Raw genomic sequence first — 24815 nt, 5'->3', positions numbered from 1 at the left:
TTTACTATTATTCGAATGGAATCTCCCGGCTTGCATACGCTCGATTACGTGGTTTTCTTTTTTTACTTTGTGCTGATAAGTGGCTATGGCTACTGGGTGTATCGTAAAAAAAGCGCTGATAACAACACCGCAAACGGATACTTCCTGGCTGAAGGGTCGCTCACGTTCTGGGCCATTGGGGCATCGCTGATTGCGTCAAACATTTCTGCAGAACACTTTATAGGTATGTCGGGGTCTGGCTTTGCCATTGGCCTCGCCATTTCCTCTTATGAATGGATGTCGGCTGCTACCCTGCTGGTAGTGGCTGTTTTCTTTCTACCCGTGTATCTTAAAAACAAAATATTCACAATGCCGCAGTTTCTGCGCCAGAGATATAATCCACTGGTAGCCACTACCATGGCCATTTTCTGGTTGTTGCTGTATGTTTTTGTAAACCTTACCTCAATTCTTTATCTGGGTGCTTTGGCGTTGGAAGTAACCGCAGGGGTTAATTTTAATGTGTCAATCATTGCACTGGCAGTGTTCGCCATTGTTATTACTATTGGTGGCATGAAAGTAATTGGGTATACAGATGTTATTCAGGTAGTGGTGCTGGTGCTAGGTGGTTTAATTACTACTTACCTGGCTATGGATATGGTGGCCAAGCATTTCAACACACCCAATCTTTTAAGTGCGTTTGGTACCTTAAAAACTCAGGCAGACTCGCACTTTCACATGATTCTGCCCAAATCAAGCCCTTATTACAAAGATCTTCCGGGTTTAACTGTAATTATAGGTGCCATGTGGATTAACAACCTCAATTACTGGGGCTGTAACCAATACATTGTGCAGCGTACCTTAGGAGCCGACCTAAAAACGGCCCGTCAGGGTATTGTCTTTGCCGCCTTTCTGAAATTACTGATTCCGTTAATTGTAGTAATACCGGGTATTGCCGCATTTGTGCTGTACCAGAACGGCGTTTTTCAGAAAGAAATGCTCGATGCAGCAGGCGTAGTAAAACCAGACCACGCCTACCCTGTATTGTTGAACCTGCTACCTTCCGGCTTAAAAGGCATTGCCTTTGCGGCTCTTACCGCTGCCATTGTGGCTTCGCTGGCAGGTAAAGCCAATAGTATTTCAACCATTTTCTCTTTAGATATTTATAAGATTTATATCAAGCCCGATGCCACAGATAAACACCTGGTTCGGGTGGGCCGCATAGCAGTTTGGGTAGCCATGGGCATAGCCGTGCTGATTGCGCCCCAACTCAGGGTACTAGACCAGGCCTATCAGTTTGTGCAGGAGTATTCCAGCTTTATAACTCCGGGTGTTTTTGCCATTTTCTTTTTAGGTTTATTCTGGAAACGCACCACCGGTACAGCTGCATTGGTTGCTGCTTTGCTGACTATCCCTTTATCGCTGGCTTCTAAAATCTGGTTTGAAGAAATCCCGTTCCTTGACCGCATGGGAATCATATTTCTGATACTCGTAGCCATCATGGTTATTCTTAGCCTGATGTCTAAAAATAAAGACAACTCAAAAGGCATGGACGTAGGTATTCCTAAACCAGACTTTACAGTTGGCTTTATCATTTACAGTGTTATTATTTGCGGTGTTTTAACAGCTTTATACACGGCTTTCTGGTAAGATTGATTTATTTACAATAGGCGAACTGAAAGTTCGCCCCATAATTAAATATTATTACAATGCTTCTGACAACCAAAGAGATATTCAGGAAGAGCTATGGCAAATACGGGATTCCGGCCGTAAACGTGTTTTTTATGGAAGAAGTCCACGGCCTCTTTGCAGCTGCCGAAAAAGCCAATGCGCCTTTTATTGTGCAAACCACCCCTTTTGCCCGCGACTACGCGCACCCCAAAATGTTGCTGGCCATGATAGAGGCCGCAGCCAGAATATACCCTAAAGTAGTGTATGCCGTGCACGTAGACCACGGCGTGGAAGACCATATTTACGACGCCATTGACAGCGGAGGCTACACTTCTGTAATGATAGATGCCTCGCACGATGATTTTGATACCAACGTAGCCCGAACAAAGGCAGTAGTGGAAAGAGCCCACGCCAAAGGCATTAGCGTAGAAGCAGAGTTGGGTGTATTGGCAGGTATTGAAGATGACCTTATTGTTGAAGCCGGTAAATCTTCGTACACCAACCCTTACGATGTAGAAAGGTTTGTAAATGCTACCGACTGCGACTGCCTGGCCATTGCGGTTGGCACCAGCCACGGCGCCTATAAGTTTAAAGGCAAACAAGGCATTCAATTTCATATTCTGGAAGAAATACAAAGACGCCTGCCGGAGTTTCCGCTGGTATTGCACGGTGGTTCTTCTGTTAACCCTGATGAAATCCGTCGTATTAATAATGCTGGTGGCGCCCTGAAAGATGATGCACAGGGTGTATCAATGGCCGAAATTCAGAAAGCCATAACGTTGGGCGTTTGTAAAATTAACATTGCTACTGATACCCGTTTGCTATGGACAAGGGTAGTAAGAGAGTTTTTCAGAGACACCCCCGACCAGTTTGCTCCTACAACACCGGGTAAAGTGTTAATGGAAGAATACGTAAAATTCATGCTGAATAAATTTGACGATTTTGGCACCACAGGCAAAGGTGTAGATTTTGGAATTAGATAATTGTGCGATAAAAAATAATCACTCAATCACTAATTCACTCAATCACTAATTAATTACAGACATGGCAAATACTATTAAACTAACCGTTGCCCAGGCAACTATAAAATTCTTAAAGAATCAATACATAGAAAGAGACGGCGTTGAACAACCCTACTTCGGCGGCTGTTTCGGCATTTTCGGACATGGAAACGTAGCCGGATTAGGTCAGGCTTTGCACCAAAATCCTGATTTCAGGTATTATCAGTGTCGAAACGAGCAATCGATGGTGCATACCGCTGTGGCGTATGCAAAAGTCAAAAACCGCCTGGGCGCTATGGTTTGCACCAGTTCTATCGGGCCGGGCGCTACCAATATGCTTACGGGCGCAGCTTTAGCAACCATCAATCGTCTGCCGGTGCTTTTATTACCCGGCGATATCTTTGCAACCCGCGAACCAAATCCGGTTTTACAGCAATTAGAAAGCACCAGCACGCAGGATATTTCGGTTAATGATTGTTTTAAACCGGTTTCTAAATACTGGGACAGAATCAGCAGACCAGAGCAATTGATTTACTCATTACCTGAAGTAATGCGTGTGCTTACCTCTCAGGCAGAAATGGGCACGGTTACCCTTTCTATGCCGCAGGATATTCAGACGCACGCCTACGATTATCAGGAAGAACTGTTCAAAAAGCGGATATGGCACATTGCACGCCCAAGACCAGATAAAACCGCCTTGCAAAAAGCGGCAGAGCTGATTAAAAATGCCAAAGCCCCAGTGATAGTGGCTGGTGGTGGTGCTACTTACAGCGATGCCAATGCAGTTTTGCACCAGTTTGCTACCAAAACAGGCATACCCGTAGGCGAAACCTTTGCAGGCAAAGGGGCAGTGCGTTACGATGCTCCTTACGCATTAGGAGGTTTAGGCGCAACCGGCACCAAATATGCCATTGAGATAGCCAATGAAGCCGATGTTGTAATTGGTATAGGTACACGTTACAGCGACTTCACCACGGCTTCTAAATCTATTTTCCAGAACCCTGAGGTACATTTCATCAACATAAATATTTCTGATTTTGATGCTTTCAAGCATGCTGCCTTGCCTTTGGTAGGCGATGCCAAAGTAACATTGGAAGAACTGGCAGATTTACTCGGTGATTACGAAGTTGAGGCTACATATAGAGAGCGCATAGCCCAAATGAACAAGGCATGGGATGAAGAAGTAACCCAGATTTATGCCGAAGGTAACGGTACTGTGCCGCCAATTGATCAGGCAGTGGTAATAGGCACTCTGAATAGTTTTATGGAAGACCGCGACATCATGATTAATGCCTCTGGCTCTGCTCCAGGCGACTTACATAAACTATGGCGTGCCACAGACCCTAAAAACTTCCACCTGGAATACGGTTACTCAACTATGGGCTATGAAATTGCCGCTGGTTTGGGTGCCAAGATGGCCGATACCTCGCGTGAGATTTATGTACTGTGCGGCGATGGAGGTTATCTGATGAATAACCACGAGATTATCACTGCCATTCAGGAGGGGTATCGTTTCACAATTTTATTATTAAACAATAATGGGTTTGCCAGTATTGGTGGCTTGTCTGAAAGTATTGGTGGCGAGCGCTTCGGTACAAGATATGTTTATCGTGATGAGCACTCTGGCCAGTTGGCTGGTGATTTTCTTCCGGTTGACTTAGCCAAGAATGCAGAAAGCCTGGGTGCAGTTGTTATTAAAGCAACCGATAAGGCCTCTTTAGAAAAAGCGTTGGCAGATTCAAAAACGCAAGACAGGGTAACAGTTATATACATTGAAACCAGCCTTTACAGAACCGTGAAAGGTTATAACGCCTGGTGGGAAGTACCGATTGCAGAGGTGTCGGAGTCTGAAAGCGTTCAAAAGGCGTATGAGACCTACCAAACCAACAAAAAGACCCAGAAAATTTATCTATAAAACCATTAAACGTTGCAGCTCAACGTAATAATCTGTAAAGGCAATGAGTAACAGTAACATAAAATTAGGAGTAGCCCCCATTAACTGGACCAACGACGATTTGCCTGAGTTGGGCGCAGAAAATACATTTGAACAGTGTATCAGCGAAATGGCCCTTGCAGGCTTTGAGGGCTGCGAAGTCGGCAATAAATACCCGCGCGATACAGAAGTGCTTAAAAAAGCGCTGAATCTGCGTAATCTGCAGATTGCCAACCAGTGGTTCAGTTATGAACTCACCACCAGATCGTTACAGGAAAACGTGGTTGAGTTCAATAAACTGCTCGATTTTCTGGCAGCAATGGGTTGCACCATTGTAGGTGGTGGAGAAACAGGCAATAGCTGCCAGGGTAAAAATGTACCTGTTTTTGAAGGTAAAGGCATGCTCCATTCGGCAGCCGACTGGAAAAAATACGGCGAAAATATGAACGAGCTGGGCAAGATAGCATCAGACAGAGGCTTTAAGCTATCTTTTCATCATCACATGGGTACTATCATCCAGACAATTGATGAAACAGATAAATTTCTGGAAAATACCAATCCTGACTACGTGCATCTGAATTATGATTGCGGACACTTTTACTTTGCAGGTGAAGACCCGGTTACAGCACTGAAGAAGTATATTGGTCGTGTAGGCCATGTGCACCTGAAAGACATCCGCCCAAAAGTATTGCAGCAGGTACATGATGAAAAGTGGAGTTTTCTGACGGCTGTTAAAAACGGTGCGTTCACTGTGCCGGGAGATATTGAAGGATGTATTAATTTTCCGGCAATATTCTCTATCTTGCAAGAGAATAACTATAAAGGCTGGGCAATAGTAGAGGCTGAACAAGACCCTGCCAAGGCCAATCCTTTAGAGTATGCCCTGATTGCAAGAAATTACATAAAAAAGAACCTCGGTATATGAGTGGACAGTCTCAAATTACCATTAAAGATATTGCCAGAAAATTCAAATGTTCGCCCTCGACCGTGTCGAGGGCGCTGAATGACCACGACGCCATCAATATTGAAACGCGTAAAACCATTCAGGAATACGCAAAAAAAATGAATTATCAGCGGAATCAGGTTTCGCTAAGCCTTCTCAACAAAAAGACCTACTCCTTAGGTGTTATTATCCCCTCGCTTAAATATAGTAACCTTGAAGCCTCAGTTATTGAGGGGCTTCAGTCTGTATTACAACCGCTGGGGTATAGCATCAGTATTTTTATATCGCAGGAAAGCCATGAAATTGAAGCCCAGAATGTTGAGCAGTTGCTGGCAAGCCGGGTAGATGCCATTTTTCTGTCTGTGAGCCAGGAGACCTATAACCTGGGCTTTTACGGGCATTTCGACAAAATCATAAATGCCAACAAAAGTCTGATTTTTATAGACCGCGACTACGAGGGTTTTAAGTCGAGCCGTGTTGTGATTGACGATTACAAAGGCGCCTACATTGCAGTTGAGCACCTGATAAAAATGGGTTGTAAAAGAATTGCCCATCTGAAAGGCCCAAGTGGCACCTCGGTTTCAGAGAAAAGACTGGCCGGTTATCTTGACGCCTTAAAAAACCATAACATATCCATTGATGAAGACCTGATACAAACGGCAGGTTTTCTGTCAGACCGGGCCATTTTTCCAACAAAAACGCTATTAGACAACCCCAATCGGCCTGATGGCATCTTTGCCGTAAACGACCGTGCGGCTATTGGCGCCATCTCGGTAATCCGCTCTGTAGGGTTACAAATTCCCGGTGATATCGCAGTGGTTGGTTTTGACAACGACCCTTCATCTGCCTATATTACGCCTTCGCTCACCACTATTTCGCAGCCAAGTTTCGAAATTGGCAGAGAAGCCGCCCAACTTTTTCTGAACACACAAAACGTAGAAAAAGATGGGGAAGCAAAATTTGAAAAAATCATACTCCCCCCTGAATTACTTATCCGCGAATCTTCGCTCAAAACCCTGTAAGGCATTTCATTACAAGGTCTCTTTAAATAATCTCAGCGTTCGTTCCCAGGCAAGTTTCGCAGCTTCGGGGCTATACCGTGTAGGTGCGGTATCATTATTAAAGGCATGATTCGCCCCTTCATATACGTAAAGCTCATATTGGGTACCCGCTGCTTTCAGAGCAGTTTCGTAGGCAGGTATTCCGGCATTCACTCTTTCATCCAATCCACCATAATGCAACTGTAGTCTGGCTTTAATTTTAGGTACATCGGCGGCATCAGCCTGCCTGCCGTAATAGGCAACCGCGGCATTCAGCTTTGGGTCGTGCACAGCCAGTTGATTGGCTAATCCGCCACCCCAGCAAAAACCTACACAAGCAACTTTCCCGTTGCTTTCAGGTCTTGCACGCAGGTACTCCAGCCCTTTCAAAAAATTACTAATATTTTTCTGATTATCTAATTTTGCAAACAATGCCCGTGCCTCATCTTCGTTGGGCGGAGTACCCCCAAAAGGCGACAAAGCATCAATAGCCATTGCCAGGTAACCTGCTTTGGCTACACGCCGGGCCACATCTTTTATGTGCGGATTCAACCCTCTGTTTTCATGAATAACCACCACGGCACCTAGCTTACTATTGGTTGCTTTAGGTTTTGCCATATAACCCCTCATAGTGGCATCCTCGCCGGTGTAGGTAATATTTTCAATTATTAAATCTTCTTCATTTTCACTCACGGTGGCAGCGTGTGCATAGTTTACCTCCAGCAATGGCAATACGGCCAAAGCCGCGGCAGTGCTGCCAGTCAGTTTTGCCAGGCGCTTCATAAAAACCTCACGGCTAAGGGGCTTGTGGGTGTATTCATCAAACAAATTAATAATCTCCTGATTCATAAAAGTTTTGTTTAATTTTTGAATTGAATAAAGTCAACCTGAAGTAAAAACTGAATCACAATCGGATTCGGTACGTGTGGAAGAAAGTCAATAGCACTGTAATCAAAATTACAAAAAAGAAGCTTGTCGCAAAGCAACAAGCCTTTTTATTAACCTAATTTTATATTAAAAATCTTTATCCTGTTTTTAAGAAAAAGACACGGAAAATCTCATTAAAAAGTATCAGACTCAGTTGGCCCACGCCATCTGATTTCTTATAAAGACGCAAAAATACTTAAACAGGTTTCAACTGAATTAAGTTTTAATAACTATTTAATTTTTTTGAAAGTTGATTTACTCTTAACTCTGGGACAAAAAAAATAACATTAAGTGTATGTTCAAACACATATTATACCATTGGGCAGATTTGGTCGACAAGTGAGCAATTTTATCGAGTTTTTTTTACAGTAGGTCGTTTATTGTGGCTCAACTATATAAAAGGATGCGCTAAAGCAGGCAATTGCGTTTGATAATTAATGAATAAGCATTTATTTCGTTTAAATTTTAGCAAAATAACATGCCCTTTCAGTCTTTTGTACAACGTCATCGAATCCTGATAGTCCATCTGGCTTTTTGGTGTGCTTATTTCTCATTTTTCTTTTACCAGATCAGTTTTCAGGACGACGAACAAGGGAGTTATCTGCGCCTGCTGGCCGATGCCATAGCGCATGTGTCGGTTATTGCTGCAGCCAGCTATATGAATTACTTTTACTTTTTACCGCGGTTTCTGAAACATAAAAACTTCTGGCGTTATATCATTGAGTTTATTATACCGTTTGTATTTCTACATATTTTTCTGATTTACATTAAACGAGAAATTTATGCCGATAGCGGCGACATCCGCAGAATTGAAGTAGTCAATAGCTCAAAGTTTTTTGTAAAGAGTTTTATCAGCGCCATATTCATAGTTATTTTTGTTGGTATGCTTAAGTTTCTGGAAGACTGGTTTAAACTGGAAGGCCAGAAAAAAGAGGTAGAAAATGAAAAACTGGTTACCGAACTAAGGTTTTTAAAAGCACAGATCAACCCTCATTTCTTGTTCAACACGCTTAATAATCTTTATTCACTGGCTTTTTCAAATTCGCCTAATACAACTGAGGTTATAGCTAAATTATCAAAAATGATGCGGTATATGTTGTATGACTCCAACCATGCACAGGTGCCGCTCACCAAAGAAATAGAATATATAGAAAACTATATCAGCCTTGAAAAACTCAGGCTAAACCAGCAGATACCTATTGATTTTATTGTTGAAGGCAACACAAGCCAGGTTATGATTGTACCTTTGGTATTGATTACTTTTCTTGAAAATGCTTTTAAACATGGCGTAAACGGCAACGACCCGAGCTCATGGGTAAAAGTATTATTACAAATTGAAGGGAATACCTGCATTTATACCGTTGAAAACAGCAGGCTGCATTCCATTAATACAATAAAGGAGAGTTCTGGCATTGGCCTGCAGAATCTGAGAAGGCGCCTTGAGTTGAGTTACCCGGGCAAACATAAGCTAAGTGTTGAAAATAAAAACAAAATGCATAGTATTCAGCTAAAGATTGATTTGTGATGACAATTAGGTGCATAATAGTAGAAGACGAACCCCTTGCCCGGCACTTGCTGGAGCAATATGTACAAAAAATTTCTTACCTGGAGCTTGTGCAGTCTTTTGCCAGCCCTCTGGAAGCGCTTGCTTTTTTGAGAGGTAATACCATTGATTTACTGATTTCTGATATTCAGATGCCGGAGCTGACCGGCATAAGCCTTTTGAAAGTACTACCGGTAAAACCGTTGATAATACTCACGACGGCGTATCCGGAGTATGCGCTGGAAGGTTATGAGCTTGATGTAATGGATTACCTGCTGAAACCCGTAACCTTTGAAAGATTTTTGCAGGCAATTGAAAAAGCCGAAAACCGCCTGCAAACCGCCAGACTTACCGTGCCGGACAATACACCCACTACCCGGCAGTTTATTTTTGTTAAAGACAGAACCAAACTGGTAAAAATAAAACTAAGCGAAATTGTGTATGTAGAAGGTCTTAAAGACTATATAATTATTTATACGAAAGACAAACGAATTGTACCGCTTCAAACGCTGAAATCGTTTGAGAGCCAATTACCTGCCGACCAGTTTATTCGTATTCATAATTCATATATTGTGTCTTTTGATGCCATTGAGGCCATAGAAAAAGAAAAAGTGCAGATTCTACCCGTTTTATACCAGACAGGCAGCCCTGCCCGTAGTTTTCTGCCTATTAGTGATACCTACCGAAAAGCCTTTAAGGAGTTTATAGAAAAAAAAGCAGGCTAAAGAATGGGCTGCATGCTGATAATCTGGCTTGAAGTATCTGCCGGTGTCAGTTTTTTTCTGTTAAGTAATGAGTCTTGTCTGGCGGCTTTTCTTTCCAGTGCCAGGTCAATTGTCGGGCCGAGCAAATTCACCAGATACTTTACGTTGTCGGTCTGTATAAAATCCGGATTCTTCTGCACTGCATCCCGGTTTTCCTGTTCGCTCCGGGCATCCCACACCGCTACTCTTACACCTGCCTCATGCGCTGCTTTCACGTCTTCGGCCGAAATCTGATTGGTAGAAACCGTAATACCATACAACCCCATTGATTTGGCAATAGCCAACCCTTCATTAAAATCGTCAGGATAAATAAACAGCTTGTAGCGGACTGCCTTCTGCTGTAGAATTCCAAGAAAGTTCTTATCGTTCGACTCAATACAAATTCTGCGCTGCAACCCATACTTTTCGGCAATGGCAATGATGGCATCAGCAAACCTGGCAAAATAGGCATCATCGGCTGTTGTTTCTCGGTACAACTTGCAGTCAAATGTAAATTTATAATTTTCTACGATTTCAATGTTACTAAAAATCTGGTCGAGCGACACCAGTGCATACCTCATATACGGCGTTTCATTATAGTATCCATTCCTGAGTTCTTCCCAGGTATGGGCATTAACAACCCCTTGCAGATTAGTCTTTACCGATAAGTCAAAATCATGAAAAGCCACCAATACTCCGTCGCTTGTCATTTGCACATCTATTTCAGAACCGTCACTCCCCAGATTTATACAGTTAATTATTGACTCAAAGGTATTCATTGGATAAGTAGACCCAATCCCCATTCCTCCGTGGCCTAAAACTGTAATCATGTCACGGTTCAGGTTGTCAATTTCAAAAATAACGTTGTCGTCCTTACATGAAACAAGGTTCAGCATGAACAGCATTGTGCAGATTTTCTTCATAACCTTAAGTTTGGGTGTCAGAAAGCATAACCAAAAGATACGCCATACCAGTTTTTGAAAAGTCTGTCTCTTGAAATTATCGGGTTATAGTTAACCCTGAAAACCAGGCCTCCGGCGTTTTTCTGGTAGCGGTATCCGACATTAAAATTAGAACTGACAGAATTCTCTCTCATCACTTTAAAATTCACAGGGCTGGCCTTAACAATACTTGTAATTGTCTGACCCAAACCTATCTCAAAGTGATGCACATAACCATAATAGGCATTAAAAGCCAAGGGGATGGTGATATCAGGATTCAGATTAGTTTCAAAATCTCTGAGGCGGTAAGTGCCGGCCCCAAGCCTTACACCCACATGCCATTGCTTTTTATTGAGAAGTAACCGCTCATAATTAATTGACCCATAGCCGCCCATGCCGAGGGCCTCTATATAAAAAGCATTCGATGCGCTTTTTCTGGTTGAGAACTGTGCCGTGGCAGATTTATAAAAAAAAAGCAAAAGACATAACGTTGTAAATTGTAGATATTTCATGCCTTATGATTCTAAGGTTGTACGGATTTTAAAAAACACAACAAGCGTAGCATCAAGATAGACGTACCAATTGCCTGCTGAGGTTGCACATACTACCAGCTTATAAAGGACAATTGTTATAAAATACGGTGGCTAAAGATTGCGTTTTACTAAAAACTCTTAATTTTGTATTCTTTAAAACCTTATTCTATGATGTCTAGCGCTTCAAAAACCATAAATTTCGCTCTCTTTCTGGTTGTTTTTTTATTGTTCTCTGCTTCTTATGCTGAAGCACAGTATTATCCGGGGTACGGACGAAACTCGGGATATGGTGGTGGATTTAGCAGATTCGGCAGTGATTTTGATAATCCCAAACCTAAGGCTCCGCTTGACCCTGACGAAGTGGCCAAAGAAGAAACCAAATGGATGGTAAAAAAGCTAAAATTAACAGAAGAGCAGGAAGTCCTGGTATCGTCACTGAATGAAGACTATGCTTATCAGAGAAAGGATATGTATGAGCGGATAAAAAAAGATTTTGGGCAAACCAAACCCACCCCGCAGCAAATAATAGATGCCAAAGCCAAAATGGCTGCACTTGACGAAAAACAGAACAAAGAGTTAGAGAAAATACTTACGCCCGAACAGTATAAGGCTTACATCGACAAAAAAGAAGATGTAAAGAAAAAATCGAGACAGTAAAGACAGCCATATAAAGTGTACGTAATGTGAGTAGATGTGCTTCAGCCTTGCCATAAAAAATAGCCAAATTATAAGGAATTGCATCATGATGATTGTTATTCCTGTATGGCTGCCAATGGCTGAATCTTTTGCACAAAGTACTCTTGAATTACCCGATTCGGTACTTGTTAAGCCAACCGAAGCCCCAAGAAAAAGTGTGGGATTTGCGCTTAACTGGGACGCCCGCAACTCAATTATCAAACAGCAGCGGGTAAATATATGGGGTGTTAATTCCGGAATTATATTCGGAAAAAAAAGAAATCAGGTTACAGTTGGTTATTACTGGCTCAATTTCAACTCTTATCTACGCCTGCTGGATTTTCGCCGAACAGCTTCCAGAAGAGTTAATCTCGACTACTACACCAAAACAGACCTGTACTTTTTCAGCCTGATGTACTGGAAAAACTTTATCGAAAACAAGCGGTGGAGAGTAAGTATGCCGGTTGAAGTTGGCATAGGCGCTACCAAAAATCAAGGTACCAATTTGTTTACGGAGATACAGATATGGAACCGGAAAGATTTTTTCATGCCGGTTCAGACGGGTTTATATGCCAAATGGAAAGCCACACGTTGGGTGGGTATATCAGTTCAGGCCGGGTACCGGTATGCGCTTGTTTCAAGAAACATACAAAACAACTATAACGGGCTGTACTATAGCCTGGGGCTTGGCTTTCAGCCCGATTTATTCTCAGATATTTATCAGTGGATTTTTGTTAAAAAAACTACAAAAGCAGAATAGCCCCTGCGGTTTTCACAACCAATAGTATAAAGTAATTGAGCATAAAAAAGAAAATTTTATTATTGACGGCATATTAGTATATTTGTCTATACAAGTTATACTATTTGTATAGACAAGTAGCCAAAAATGGCTGAAATTGCTTAAAACTGGCCTACTTGCAGCTAAGAAAAGAATATTTAACAGGTCCTTTAAATTTTTCGTAGACAAAATATGGTGATTTGTCTTATTATTCGACAAAATATTATTTTTGTACAGTAATTATTTTTGAATAAATTTGAAAAATTAATCGGACTTAAGGGCCTGCCAAACGAAGCAAGTACAAGAAAATTATAAAAATTCTTGTTTTTTTACCAGACTTTTTTTTACATTTGTGCTGTAAAAAATAAATAATTAAAAAAATACTTGGCTAGTTATTATTTTCGTTTTTATATTTGAATCTGAAATATGTGGTAGAAAACTGATTAAGTGGTAGCGTTTCAGAATCTTTTCATTGATACCAAAACCCGAAAGGGTAGTAATAAAAATATTAAAGATAAAAGTTGTGTGGATTTAGTAGCGGGAAAGGCTGGAGTCATTTACTCCAGTCCTTTTTTTTTGCCCATACCCCCCATTTTAATCGCTTTTTAACCCGCTCTTAATATCAATTTTAATGCCTGACCATAATTTTGTATCAGAAATTAAATACGTAATATAGTTTTTTCATAAAAGTTGTGTGGATTCAATAGGACAAAGGCTGGGCAATTTGACCCAGCTTTTTTTTTGCCTGAAACAAGTTAACCAACTGCTTCGCCACGCCTTTTAATGGCTTTTTAATCTTGTATTAAAACTATATTCATGTGTTTCATTCAACTTTGCCAACGTAAATCAAAAAGCCTTTTTTGTTGCCCGGCATCAAAGAAGGTACAAATAAAATTTTAAGAGGTTTTATTTTATCTAATTAATTAACTAACTTAAAATTTAATACGATTATGCCAAACGATATGAGAGTTTTAGTAGTTGAAGACGAGCCCAAATTAGCCGAATTTGTAAAAAAAGGCCTTGAAGAAAATGCCTGCAATGTAGATATTGCCTATGATGGCCAGATAGGAAGAAATATGGCGCTTAGTAACCCGTATGATGTACTGGTTCTTGACGTAAACCTACCCAAAATAAACGGCTTTGACCTGGCCCAGCAATTGCGTCAGGAGCAGCTATCGACCCCTATTCTGATGCTTACTGCCATGGGCAGCATTAATGATAAGCTGGTTGGTTTCGGAGCAGGCGCCGACGATTACCTGGTAAAACCATTTGAGTTCAGAGAGTTACTGGTCAGGCTCAGGGCTTTGCAGCGGAGGTCCAGCGATATGATGCCTCAACAGAATATCCTTAAAGTGGCCGACCTGGAGCTGGACCTGAACGAAAAAGTGGCTCGCAGAAATAACCATACCATTGACCTGACAGCCCGCGAATTTGCCCTGCTTGAGTATCTCATCAGAAACAGAGGAAGGGTGGTGTCAAGAGTAGACATTGCTGAAAAAGTATGGGATATTCATTTTGATACAGGCACCAATACAATTGATGTGTATATCAATTTCCTCAGAAAAAAAATAGATAAAGATTATCCGGTAAAATTAATCCACACCGTAGTTGGTATGGGGTACATCCTGAAAGAAGATTAACAGCCAGTAATGAAAATTGTAGACAGACAGCCCCTTCGTGCTTCATTAATTGTGTCAATATTGTTTGGTGCGTTCTCTATCGTCATCTATAATTTTTATGCTGATTTCCGCCAGAAAGAGTTTTTGAAAATTCTGAAACAAAATGCTATCTCCCGCGAGCGATTACTTGCTGACAGTTCTTCACTTACCCCGCAGATTCTGGAAAGAATTGAAATAAACTCTGAGTTCAGGATGACCGAAGAGGCCAATGGCATCTATACACTCAGTGGAAAAACCATTTATGCCTCCCCTACCGAGCAACCCATAAGCCCCGACCTCTTACGAAAGGTACTGAAGAAAAAAGAAGTCTCTATCGATAGCCTCGATAAAGACCGGATTCTTTTCATTTATGAAATTCCGGAAACAAGCCAGAAGGTCATACTTTCTGCATCTGCAATTGACGACTTCGGCTATGCCAAACAGGAAAGACTCAGAGACCTGCTGATTGTAGGTACCATAGTTGCCATTATTGTAATTGTGCTGATGATGCGTTTTTTTGTGAAGCGAGACGTAAAACCAATTGGCCGGATTGCCGACCGCATGGAATTGATTACGGCACACGACTCTAACCAAAGGCTACCAGAGGCCAATCTGAATGATGAGGTAGGCCAGATGGCGCGCACTTTCAATGATTTGCTCGACAGGCTCGAATTTGCCTACACCCAGCAACGAAACTTTGTGTCTTATGTAACGCATGAGCTTCGCACACCGCTTACCATTATGCAGGGCCAGGCCGAGGTGGCATTAATGAAAGAACGAACCAACAATGAGTACCGCCAGGTGCTTGACTCTGCAAAAGCAGAGGTACAGGATATGATAAAACTGGTGAATGAATTGCTGGAACTGGTAAGGGTCAATGCAGATGCGCATCTGGTTGATTTGCGCGAAGTACGGGTTGATGACCTGCTATGGCAGGCGAGAGGCCAGTTGATACAGAAAAAACCACATTACGATATTAATATAGATTTTGAAGAAGTGCCGGAGTCGGAAGATATAACCGTAATGGGTAATGCTGCACTATTGAAAATGGCATTTATGAATATTATGGAAAATGCCTGCAAATATAGCCTTGACCCATCGTGCCAGACCCTCATACATACCCGACGGAAAGAAGTGGAGGTACGTTTTATTGACCAGGGCACTGGCATTTCAGAAGAAGATCTGGAGCATATCTTTAAGCCATTTTATCGCTCTGTTAATACACATGATGTTTCCGGGCACGGCATTGGCCTGCCACTTACGAAGAGAATTATCGAAATTCATCGCGGAAAGATATCTATTGAATCAGAAGTTGGGCATGGTTCAACAATTATCATTATCTTGCCAACAATTGAATAGCAATACACAATAAATGAAACTTCTGATACTGGCAGGGGGCATGTCGTCCCGAATGAAAAAGGCATTAGCTGAAGACACTTCTCTGGATAGCAAGCTCATTGAACAAGCCAATACCTTACCCAAATGCATGATCGGCCTGGGTAAAAATGGCCGTCCCTTTCTTGACTACGTTCTATATAATGCCGCCAGAGCGGGTATAAAAGATGTAATTCTGCTACTTAACCCAAAAGATACCGTCACACAACCGCATTACGAAACATTAGTTGGGTCAGGCAATAACTGGGGGCTAAATATCAGATTTGCACGTCAGCACATACCTGAAGGCAGAGAAAAACCCCTGGGTACAACCGATGCAATAGAGCAGGCACTGGCACAGCACCCCGACTGGGCAGATAGCCGTTTCATTGCCTGTAACGGAGATAACCTGTATCCGGTTTCGGCCTTTCAGATGCTGGCAGAAAGCGATTTCCCTAATGCCATGCTTGACTGGGACTCCACAGGGAACACAGTTGAAAGAACCCGCAATTGTGCCATTATCAAAAAAGATGAAGATGGTTTTCTGACTGATTTATTAGAGAAACCTAATGATGAAGAATGGGAAGAAATAGTAAGCACCATGCCTCGCATAGGCATCAGCTGGAATATCTTTGCATTTACAGCCAGAGATTTGCTGCCATTTATTCAAAAAACACCACTGCATCCGGTTCGTAACGAAAAGGAAATTCCGGTTACGGTAAGGCTGTGGGCGAATGAAGCGCCCAAAAGTATTTATACCATTCCGATTTCTGAAGTACTGCCCGACCTTACCAGTAAGAGCGACATTGCTGCAATTCAGGCAATTCTTGAGCGAGACTACAGCAATATTTAGTTTTCTTTTTCAACAACCAGATTTTTGGTTGGGTCAATCAAAAACCAGAGCATAGACGCCACAATCAGACAACCCGCTATTAAAAATAGCGGGTAATTAAAGTCAGATGTGTGCTGAACGATAATGCCAAAAATAATGGTAATGAAAAAGCCACCTAGCTGGCCGGCAAAATTCATGGCCCCTGCAACTGTGCCTGCGTATTGTTTACCGATGTCTACGCACACCGCAAATGCCACGGGCAGCGTAAGGTCTTTTAACAAAACACAAAGGGCTAACAAGTACCCGGCTGTTTCATTATCTTCCGTAAGGCCTGAGGCTAAAAAGCAAATACCTGAGCTGCCTAAACCCAGCACCCCTACTACTCTGCGCCCTATTTTTAAACCGTATTTTCTGCTTATTATATCACTGGCAAACCCCCCGGCCAGACACCCGATAGCCCCAAGGAAATAGGATAAAGAAACAAAGTTTTTAGCCTGCTCTTCGCTCATGTGCCTGCCTTCCTGAAAATAGGTTGACGACCAGTTAGTAAAGAAATAAGACGCATAAAAAAACAAGTGGCACATCAGCATCAGCCCCCAAACATTGGGGTTTTTGATAACTATCTTCCAATCAACTTTATGATGAGTGATAGTCTTTTTTCTGTCTGATTCAATTTCTTCAATTTCGTTAGCACTAATTCCAGGCATTTCAGACGGGGTATCCCGAAACCAGAAATACCAGACTATTGCCCATAGCCCGCCAACAGCCCCTAATATAAAAAATGCCATGCGCCATCCGGCCGCATGTACCAGCGGTATTACAATTAATGGTGTTAAGGCACCGCCCAGCCTTCCGGCTGCCCATATTACAGATTGAGCCCTGCCAACTTCTACAGAAGGAAACCACCTGGAAATAACAATAGAAGCATTCGGGAATGCCCCTGCCTCACCCACGCCGAATAAAAATCTAACCAACAGCAGATACAAAAAATGAAAGGCTGTACCGGTTAGCGCTGTAAAGCCAGACCACCACAAAACAACACGGGTTAACACCTTTCGTGGCCCGATCCTGTCGCCTAATATACCTGTCGGTAGTTCAAACAAGGCATAAGAAAGCGAGAAAGCGCCCAGCACATATCCGAAAGATTCGTTATCCAGCCCCAGGTCTGATTTTACATACTTACTCACCACATTCATACAAACCCTGTCGAGATAGGTAATGATAGAAAGTAAAAATAATGCCAGCAGAACCTTGTATCTGATTTTCATATTAACAGGGTGGTACAATTAAATTTAAGTATAGTAAATATAGAAAAAATAATGTTTACTGTCTATTTTTGAGTACTTATTCACCCCCTACTGAATTTATATGATAAAAACCGCTTTAGCAGCTAAGCTTGGGTTTCCAGGCTTATTTATTTGGCTATGTTTCATGGCCGGCACCGTTTCTGCCCAGCAAGATACCACCATTGTTATCAAAGTTTTAGGTGGCCTGCAGTTTGACCTGCCTCGTTTTTCTGTTCGCCCCAACACAAGGGTAACCATTACGCTTGATAATCATGACGACATGGCCCATAACCTTGTGGTTACCCAGCCAGACTCACGCCTGAAAGTGGTAGACCTGGCTCTGAAACTGGCCGATAAGGGAGCCAAAATGGATTATGTACCCACTACGCCACTGGTTATTGCCAATACCAGAATACTTGAACCCGGCAAAATGGAAAGTATCACTTTTATGGTTGGTAAAGAAGGCGTGTACCCTTATGTTTGTACATACCCCGGGCATGGATATATAATGTACGGGGCCATGTATGTTACAACAAAACCACTGCCACCACTTGAAAAAGATTTGAATGTGCCAGAGGCGCAAAGATTAAAAACAGCCATGCCGGCTGGCCACGCAGGCCACCAGATGGCGGCAGTACCGTCGCCGCACCCCTACCCGCTCAGGTATCCTATGTATTATCGTACTTTTATGCCAGACTGCAGCCCCGCTGCCATAGCTGTTGCCCTGAGTGAAACCGAATCTTATTGTTTTGATGCCGGAAAATGCTATCTGCGATACGCATGGTCTGGAGGATTTGTCGACAATACCGACCATTGGAAAGGTAATGGCAGTAAACTGACCAAAATAGTAGGAGAAGTTTACTGGCGAGACAAAACTGGTTTTCCCTTACGTATTAATACCCCTGATGCCCTGCCACAGGTAGATTTTCAAGGATATTCGTTCTCGAATAGAATACCTACTTTCAGATACCTCATTAATGATATTGAAGTAAAAGAAACACTGAAATTGCTACCGGATAATGAAGGTTTAAGCAGAACCCTTGCTTTCAGAAATAACACGAAGCCCGTTTTCTTTGTAGTTAAAACAGATGACGGCATTACTTACCGGAGTTCGGCTGGTGAATTTAAAGATGGAATTTTGAAAATTCCGGCAGGTACACAACGCGTAACCATAACCATGAAGAAGTAAAATGAAAATTGTAAAACATATAGCAGCCCTGCTTGCCTTGCTGCTTTATTCGGGCGCTTCTGAGGGACAAACCAATGCTCCTAAAGACTCGGCAGCCAATTATTATACCGTTGAAAATATACCGCTTCCGGAAGGGCTCATTGCCGAAACCGGCGCTATCGGCTTTATGCCAGATGGCCGTTTTATTGCTGGTTTTCACCGCGGAGAAATCATGACCTACAACCCTAAGACCCAAAAATGGAAGTTGTTTGCTGAAGGCCTGCACGACCCATTGGGGATTCTGGTTGTAAAGAACCATGAGATTCTGATTATGCAACGCCCGGAGTTAACCAGAATAAAAGACACAAATGGCGATGGTGTAGCCGATGAATACCAAACGGTAACAGACGACTTCGGGATGTCTGGTAATTACCATGAATTTGCCTTTGGCCCCGTTGCAGACAAACAGGGCAATTTATACATTGCGCTTAATCTTGCCTCAAATGGTGCGGGTATCCGCCCTGAAATAAGAGGAAAATACGACTCGCTGTCAAGGCCAGGCCGTATGTATTCCTGCGTACCTTACCGGGGCTGGATCATGAAGCTTACCAAAGACGGCAAGCTGCATCCGTATGCTGTGGGTTTCCGCTCGCCCAATACCTTGGGCTTTGATGCCCAGGGCAGGCTGTTTGTAACCGATAACCAGGGAGACTGGCTAGGCACCAGCAAGTTGTTTCATGTAGAAGAAGGTAAATTCTATGGGCATCCGGCAGGATTAATCTGGAAAGAAGATTTTCCCAGGGTAGTGCCTATTAAACTGCCGGTGGCTCAGCTTGACAGCATGCGTACCAAAGAATCAATCCAGTTTCCGCATGGCTATTTTGCCAACTCTCCTACTCAGCCTGTTTGGGACAATACCAAGGGGAAATTCGGACCTTTTGCCGGGCAAATGATGGTAGGTGATATGGACCACAAGTATGTAATGCGTACTTTGCTGGAAGAAGTAGGCGGAGATTTACAAGGCGCCTGCATACCTATGAACTTCGGCTCAAAAATGCGCATTGGCAACAACCGGTTGGTGTTTGCACCTGACGGTAGCCTTTGGGTAGGCCAGAACGACCACGGCTGGGCTGGTTCAAGAGGCATTCAGCGTATCAGTTGGAAAGGCAAAACCCATTTGGATGTAATGTCTATGCACCTTACCAAAACCGGATTTGATTTAACATTCACGCTTCCTTTGAATGAAGAGGCAGCGCGCAACATAGCTAACTACAAATTCAGACGCTTCTATTACGAATACCACCAGGCTTATGGCTCTAAGCAGTTTGATGTGCAGGAAGTTCCGGTAAAATCAATTACACTTTCGCCAGACCGCAAAAAGGTATCAATTGAGCTGACAGAATTAAAACCCGGATATGTATATGAATTGAGAACCGGAGATATAAAAACTGATGATGACCGATACTTGTTCAACAATCTGATTTGTTATACTTTAAACAAACTGCTGTAAAACCAGTTGTAGGATTATGAATTAGGAGATAACGCAGGCTAATTACTGACCATTATCATATTCACTAAAAGCTTTATGCCTGAATTTTGCACCCGTAAAAGTTCATAATCCTACAATGGCAACCATTATATCAGCAGACGATGCCCTGAAAGTTATCCAATCGGGCGACAAAATATATGTTCATAGTGTAGCAGCTGCGCCGCAGCATTTGCTGCAACAACTAGTTAAGCGTTCGGGTGATTTACAGAATGTTGAGCTGTATCATTTGCATACAGAAGGCGATGCACCTTATACCCGGCCGGAATACGAAGGTATTTTTCATACCAATGCGTTTTTTATAGGTAAAAATATAAGAAAAGCCATAGCCGAAGGGCGTGGTAGCTACATTCCGGTATTTTTGTCAGAAATCCCCCGCCTTTTCCGGCAGAATATCATCAAGCTCAATGTAGCCCTTATATCGGTATCATTGCCTGACAAAAACGGATTTTGTTCGCTTGGTACCTCATTAGATGCAACACTGGCTGCATTGGAATCGGCAGATGTAGTAATTGCGCAGGCCAATAAATTTGTACCCCGAACCTGGGGAAACGGGCAGATTCACCTGAGTAAAATTAAATACCTTGTTCCTTTTGATGAGCCGCTACCTACAGTAACCTGGAGCGAACCTACAGAAATTGAAAAACAAATCGGCAATAATGTTGCTTCACTAGTAGAAGACGGCGCCACGCTGCAAATGGGCATTGGCAACATTCCGAATGCAGTACTGGCGGCCTTGGGTAACCATAAAGACTTAGGTATTCACACCGAAATGTTTTCAGATGGCCTGATACCCCTTATTGAAAAAGGCGTGGTTACGGGCAGGTTTAAGAAAAAACACCCGGGCAAAGTAGTTACTACTTTTCTTTACGGGTCAGAACACCTCTATAAATTTGTTGACGATAATCCGTTGATAAGTATGCTACCCGTTGATTATGTAAATGATACTTCTATCATTCGTCAGAATCCGAAAGTAACGGCCATCAACAGCGCTATAGAAATTGACATTACAGGTCAGATTTGTGCCGATAGTATCGGTTATCAGATGTATTCTGGCGTTGGCGGGCAAATGGATTTTATCAGAGGAGCCGCCTTGTCTGAAGGCGGAAAACCAATTATTGCGTTGCAGTCCGCAACCAAAAACGGCGAAACAAAAATTGTAACTCACCTGAAAGAAGGAGCGGGCGTAGTAACTACACGCGGGCATGTGCATTATGTAGTAACAGAATATGGCATAGCCTATATTTATGGTAAAAATCTGGTTGAACGTGCCAAAGAACTGATAAAGGTGGCACACCCCGACCACCGTGAACAACTGGAAAGAGAAGCCTTCGAGCGATTCAAACACCAGGCAGCGCAAGGTACTTACACGTATATGTAATTGATTTTGGTTTCATTTATGTTAATTTTAGGTTTTAAATTTCGCATAAATGAAACCATTTTTCTTTCTACACATTCTGGTTATCAGTTTTTCCTCATTCTCGCAGGAAACATTCAAATTAGTTAATCCCTCTTCTGTTGCTACCCCCCGGGGTTATTCACAAGTTGCCAAAATAGACCTGGGCAATGCTACCATGCTGCTGATCAGTGGGCAGGTTCCTTTAGATAAGCAGGGGAATCTTGTAGGCAAAGACGACTTTGCCAGACAAACAGAGCAGACCTTCCAAAACATAAAGAATATAATTGAAGAATCGGGCGGAAACATGAGTCATCTGGCCAAGTTGTCTTATTTTATAAGAGACGTAAGCAAAATTCAAACTGTCAGAGATATCCGTGATAAATTTATTAACGTTCAGAATCCTCCGGCCAGCACACTGGTGGAGGTAAGCCACTTGTATAGGGAAGATGTACTGATTGAAATTGAAGCCACAGCCATTATCCCAAAAAAATAAGTTCTTCCGATAGTATTTTTTTACTGTTTTAGAATATTAACATAAAACCCTGAACAAGCTTTAAAAACACCCTATCCTATGCCTAAGCAATTGGTAAGAAAATCGATTTTCGCTGCTGGTTTAATAGCAGTTTTAGCTTCTTGTATTAATAAAGGAGAAGGGATTTCGCTCATAAAAAACACCAGGTTTGAGGTTGGCGAAACCTATATTTATGATTACGGTGATGCCCGGTATGAAGTAAAAATACTGACTGACAGCACTTTAAACTGGCAATGTGTTTTTGGCGAAGAAAAAGGCAGACAGGAAACCGACAGATTTCATCAGAAAGAAATGGAAGGGAATAACCTGTTTGTTACCTGGGCCGAGGCCGATGGTATTGGTGTTAGCCAGATAATTGATTTTGATAAAAGCTTGGTGAAATCATACCTGCTGATTGATAAAAAAATAGAGTTGACAGAGGCTAAAATCAGTAAAAAGTAGGCTGCATGTGTGGCATTCTCTTCAATATTAAGCGGATGCCTTTTCATAATTCAACCTAAAAAACATGGCCCCGGAATATCCAAAGGGCCGTATTTTTTATATATAAAACTGTTTTTAATAAACAGATATAAATCTGGTTAGTTCTTCTTTTCTAATACCACCCAACGGTTAAGGGTATTGTGAGGCATTTCAATTACCACCTTAAAAAAACCTGAGTTATACTGGCTCACATCAATCAAGGCTTTTTCCGCGCTTACCGGCACTTTTTTAACTAACAGATAATTATCCGTTTTTCCGTTTTCAAAATAATTGGTAGTACTAAGCCATATTTTGGCTTGTCCTTTTTTGTCAATGGCTTTCCAGGTTAGGGCAATTTTGCCATCATTAAACGAAGCAGTAGGCTGCACCGCAGATACCTTACCTACAAGCGATACACCATCAATCTCAAATAAACGCTCGCGCGGAATTGTTATATTCAGAAAAGAGGCTATAGACGGCATAATATCAACAATACCGGGTTTGAACTGACTAAAATATGGATTCAGGTTTCTGGCATTCGTTACTACCCATGTGCTTCTTTCTCTGTCCGACTGCCCACCGTGCCCCTTTCCGGTTGCGGCATCACGACCGTGGTCAGTAGTTATGTAAATCACCCAGTCTTCCTTAAAATTTTTCTGTCTGTACTGAATAGCCTGCCATAAACGCCCTACCTGTTTATCCATTTGCTCAATGGCAGAATAAAACTGTGGGCTATCGCCAAATTTATGGCCCATGTCGTCGGTATACTCCAGATACACCCAGGTTAAATCGGCGGCATCGGTTCTGATAGATTGTGCAGCAGCATCTGTAATTTTTTCATCAATCAGGTTAATATGCTTGCTGTCTTTGGTATGTGGATAATTAATGGTGTCTAATTCCAGCCCGTCCAGATGGTAGTTGGTCATTATATTACCTGTTTGCGGCAGGTCTTCGCCTATTAGTTTGGTACGGTTATCTAACCATGTAGAAAACACAGCCGTTTTCTTTTTAGGGTACTGCTCTTTCAGAAAACGGAAGATAGTCCAGTAGTTATAATTGGGCGCTTTAATATCATTTCCCCACACATTATGTTTGTTTACCCAGGTACCTGTCAGCAGACTATTATAGCCAACAGCAGAAATGGTAGGTGTTTGCGAATAACTCTTTTTTTCACCTCCTACATAAGCCCTTGCATAGCCGCCTGCTTTCGCAATTGAGTCTAAATTAGGTTTGTTCAATTTCTCAATCACATCGGCCGGAATCCCATCTACAATTACAAATACGGCCTTTTTTGCAGTTTGCGCCAGACAGCAAACTGTGCTTAGATATATAAAACCAGCTATCAGAAGTTTTTTCATCCGAAAAAATAATTTGTTTTAAGAAGCGCAAAGATAATCAAAGAGTACTGCCGTTGGTTTGAGTAAATATAAAATATACATTAAATGTATGGTAGTACTACAATGGTTTAAAACGTATCAATCAGGTTTAAAGTACAACAAAACCAGGTCTGGTATCTGAAATGTGCTTTGGTTTAATTAACCTGCCACTCAGAAGGATTAGTGATAACACCCCAAATTGGGCAAAAAGGGCAATAAAACTTACTTTAATTTATGAAGTTAGGCCTCTTTTGCTATTTCGCCTGCCAATCAGGTTGAATCCCTGATTAAGCTATAAGTAGAAAACTATCTTTTAACGCGTTTGGTTTACGCCTGCATGGCATACAGCTGAATAGCATAAGCCGCCTAAGCGAGGCGGGCATCATTAGCAGAACAATTTTTATTGTATATTTGAGGACACACTCATTTAATAACCACAGGTGCCGCAAGAAACAATTCGATGGGCCTGGGTATTAAGCAT

General features: G+C 42.2%; 22 protein-coding genes. 17 read left to right on the top strand and 5 right to left on the bottom strand.

What is annotated here, in order from left to right; translation table 11 throughout:
* Positions 1–15 precede the first annotated feature (15 nt).
* The 5 genes from MB380_RS07840 to MB380_RS07820 all read left to right on the top strand — a co-directional run bounded on the left by MB380_RS07840 (position 16) and on the right by MB380_RS07820 (position 6546).
* On the top strand, positions 16–1626 hold the full coding sequence (locus MB380_RS07840; protein WP_253534340.1) for a sodium/sugar symporter: 1611 nt from the start codon (positions 16–18) through the stop codon (positions 1624–1626).
* A 59-nt stretch (positions 1627–1685) separates the two neighbouring features.
* Entirely contained in the window at positions 1686–2630 is a 945-nt protein-coding gene (locus tag MB380_RS07835) for a class II fructose-bisphosphate aldolase (RefSeq protein WP_253534339.1), read from the top strand.
* Positions 2631–2691: 61 nt separating this feature from the next.
* Positions 2692–4563: a 3D-(3,5/4)-trihydroxycyclohexane-1,2-dione acylhydrolase (decyclizing) gene (gene iolD / locus MB380_RS07830; RefSeq protein ID WP_253534337.1), complete on the top strand. Its 1872-nt coding sequence runs from the start codon at positions 2692–2694 to the stop codon at positions 4561–4563.
* A gap of 43 nt (positions 4564–4606) precedes the next feature.
* Positions 4607–5506, top strand: coding sequence for a myo-inosose-2 dehydratase (iolE, locus tag MB380_RS07825; protein WP_253534335.1), 900 nt, complete (start codon positions 4607–4609; stop codon positions 5504–5506).
* Complete coding sequence (locus tag MB380_RS07820) at positions 5503–6546, top strand: LacI family DNA-binding transcriptional regulator (protein WP_253534333.1); 1044 nt, start codon at positions 5503–5505, stop codon at positions 6544–6546. The genes iolE and MB380_RS07820 overlap by 4 nt, the downstream gene beginning before the upstream one ends.
* 9 nt (positions 6547–6555) lie before the next feature.
* Here MB380_RS07820 and MB380_RS07815 read toward each other — a convergent pair whose 3' ends face one another.
* The gene (locus MB380_RS07815) at positions 6556–7413 is read right to left on the bottom strand and encodes a dienelactone hydrolase family protein (protein WP_253534331.1); all 858 of its coding nucleotides are present in this window, start codon (positions 7411–7413) and stop codon (positions 6556–6558) included.
* Positions 7414–7969: 556 nt separating this feature from the next.
* Here MB380_RS07815 and MB380_RS07810 point away from each other — a divergent pair.
* Both MB380_RS07810 and MB380_RS07805 read left to right on the top strand, forming a co-directional pair.
* Positions 7970–9016 (top strand): sensor histidine kinase, encoded by a 1047-nt coding sequence (locus MB380_RS07810; protein ID WP_253534329.1) that lies wholly within the window; start codon positions 7970–7972, stop codon positions 9014–9016.
* On the top strand, positions 9016–9759 hold the full coding sequence (locus tag MB380_RS07805; protein WP_253534327.1) for a LytTR family DNA-binding domain-containing protein: 744 nt from the start codon (positions 9016–9018) through the stop codon (positions 9757–9759). The genes MB380_RS07810 and MB380_RS07805 overlap by 1 nt, the downstream gene beginning before the upstream one ends.
* On the opposite strand, the gene MB380_RS07800 is transcribed toward MB380_RS07805, so the two are convergent.
* Entirely contained in the window at positions 9756–10700 is a 945-nt protein-coding gene (locus tag MB380_RS07800; RefSeq protein ID WP_253534326.1) for a glycerophosphodiester phosphodiesterase family protein, read from the bottom strand. The two genes, MB380_RS07805 and MB380_RS07800, sit on opposite strands and share 4 nt — an antisense overlap.
* 17 nt (positions 10701–10717) lie before the next feature.
* Entirely contained in the window at positions 10718–11197 is a 480-nt protein-coding gene (locus MB380_RS07795) for a hypothetical protein (protein WP_253534325.1), read from the bottom strand.
* Between the two features lie 222 nt (positions 11198–11419).
* On the opposite strand from MB380_RS07795, the gene MB380_RS07790 reads away from it, so the two are divergent.
* The 5 genes from MB380_RS07790 (at position 11420) to MB380_RS07770 (ending at position 16589) form a co-directional block, all read left to right on the top strand.
* Positions 11420–11908 carry a DUF4890 domain-containing protein gene (locus MB380_RS07790; RefSeq protein WP_253534324.1) on the top strand — a complete coding sequence of 163 codons (489 nt, stop codon included), beginning with the start codon at positions 11420–11422 and terminating at the stop codon, positions 11906–11908.
* A gap of 85 nt (positions 11909–11993) precedes the next feature.
* Entirely contained in the window at positions 11994–12686 is a 693-nt protein-coding gene (locus MB380_RS07785) for a hypothetical protein (protein WP_253534323.1), read from the top strand.
* A gap of 980 nt (positions 12687–13666) precedes the next feature.
* Positions 13667–14344 carry a response regulator transcription factor gene (locus MB380_RS07780; RefSeq protein ID WP_173830519.1) on the top strand — a complete coding sequence of 226 codons (678 nt, stop codon included), beginning with the start codon at positions 13667–13669 and terminating at the stop codon, positions 14342–14344.
* 9 nt (positions 14345–14353) lie between these two features.
* Entirely contained in the window at positions 14354–15721 is a 1368-nt protein-coding gene (locus tag MB380_RS07775) for a cell wall metabolism sensor histidine kinase WalK (protein WP_101725092.1), read from the top strand.
* A 13-nt stretch (positions 15722–15734) separates the two neighbouring features.
* Positions 15735–16589 carry a sugar phosphate nucleotidyltransferase gene (locus MB380_RS07770; RefSeq protein ID WP_253534322.1) on the top strand — a complete coding sequence of 285 codons (855 nt, stop codon included), beginning with the start codon at positions 15735–15737 and terminating at the stop codon, positions 16587–16589.
* On the opposite strand, the gene MB380_RS07765 is transcribed toward MB380_RS07770, so the two are convergent.
* Positions 16586–17836, bottom strand: a complete 1251-nt coding sequence (locus MB380_RS07765; RefSeq protein WP_253534321.1) for an MFS transporter — start codon at positions 17834–17836, stop codon at positions 16586–16588. The two genes, MB380_RS07770 and MB380_RS07765, sit on opposite strands and share 4 nt — an antisense overlap.
* 163 nt (positions 17837–17999) lie before the next feature.
* On the opposite strand from MB380_RS07765, the gene MB380_RS07760 reads away from it, so the two are divergent.
* The 5 genes from MB380_RS07760 (at position 18000) to MB380_RS07740 (ending at position 22940) form a co-directional block, all read left to right on the top strand.
* On the top strand, positions 18000–19043 hold the full coding sequence (locus MB380_RS07760; RefSeq protein ID WP_253534320.1) for a plastocyanin/azurin family copper-binding protein: 1044 nt from the start codon (positions 18000–18002) through the stop codon (positions 19041–19043).
* Position 19044: 1 nt separating this feature from the next.
* Positions 19045–20532: a hypothetical protein gene (locus MB380_RS07755; protein ID WP_253534319.1), complete on the top strand. Its 1488-nt coding sequence runs from the start codon at positions 19045–19047 to the stop codon at positions 20530–20532.
* 115 nt (positions 20533–20647) lie between these two features.
* Complete coding sequence (locus tag MB380_RS07750; RefSeq protein WP_253534318.1) at positions 20648–21949, top strand: acetyl-CoA hydrolase/transferase family protein; 1302 nt, start codon at positions 20648–20650, stop codon at positions 21947–21949.
* Between the two features lie 49 nt (positions 21950–21998).
* Positions 21999–22460: a RidA family protein gene (locus tag MB380_RS07745; protein ID WP_253534316.1), complete on the top strand. Its 462-nt coding sequence runs from the start codon at positions 21999–22001 to the stop codon at positions 22458–22460.
* Between the two features lie 78 nt (positions 22461–22538).
* Positions 22539–22940, top strand: a complete 402-nt coding sequence (locus MB380_RS07740) for a MoaF-related domain-containing protein (RefSeq protein WP_253534314.1) — start codon at positions 22539–22541, stop codon at positions 22938–22940.
* Between the two features lie 137 nt (positions 22941–23077).
* Here the strand turns inward: MB380_RS07740 and MB380_RS07735 are convergent, their stop codons facing one another.
* Positions 23078–24316, bottom strand: a complete 1239-nt coding sequence (locus tag MB380_RS07735; RefSeq protein WP_253534312.1) for an alkaline phosphatase family protein — start codon at positions 24314–24316, stop codon at positions 23078–23080.
* Between the last annotated feature and the right edge of the window lie 499 nt (positions 24317–24815).

This window comes from Emticicia sp. 21SJ11W-3, from assembly GCF_024138715.1.
Lineage (GTDB): Bacteria > Bacteroidota > Bacteroidia > Cytophagales > Spirosomataceae > Emticicia > Emticicia fluvialis.
Note: the sequence above shows the minus strand (reverse complement) of the source record. Positions and strands in the feature narration are given on the sequence as shown.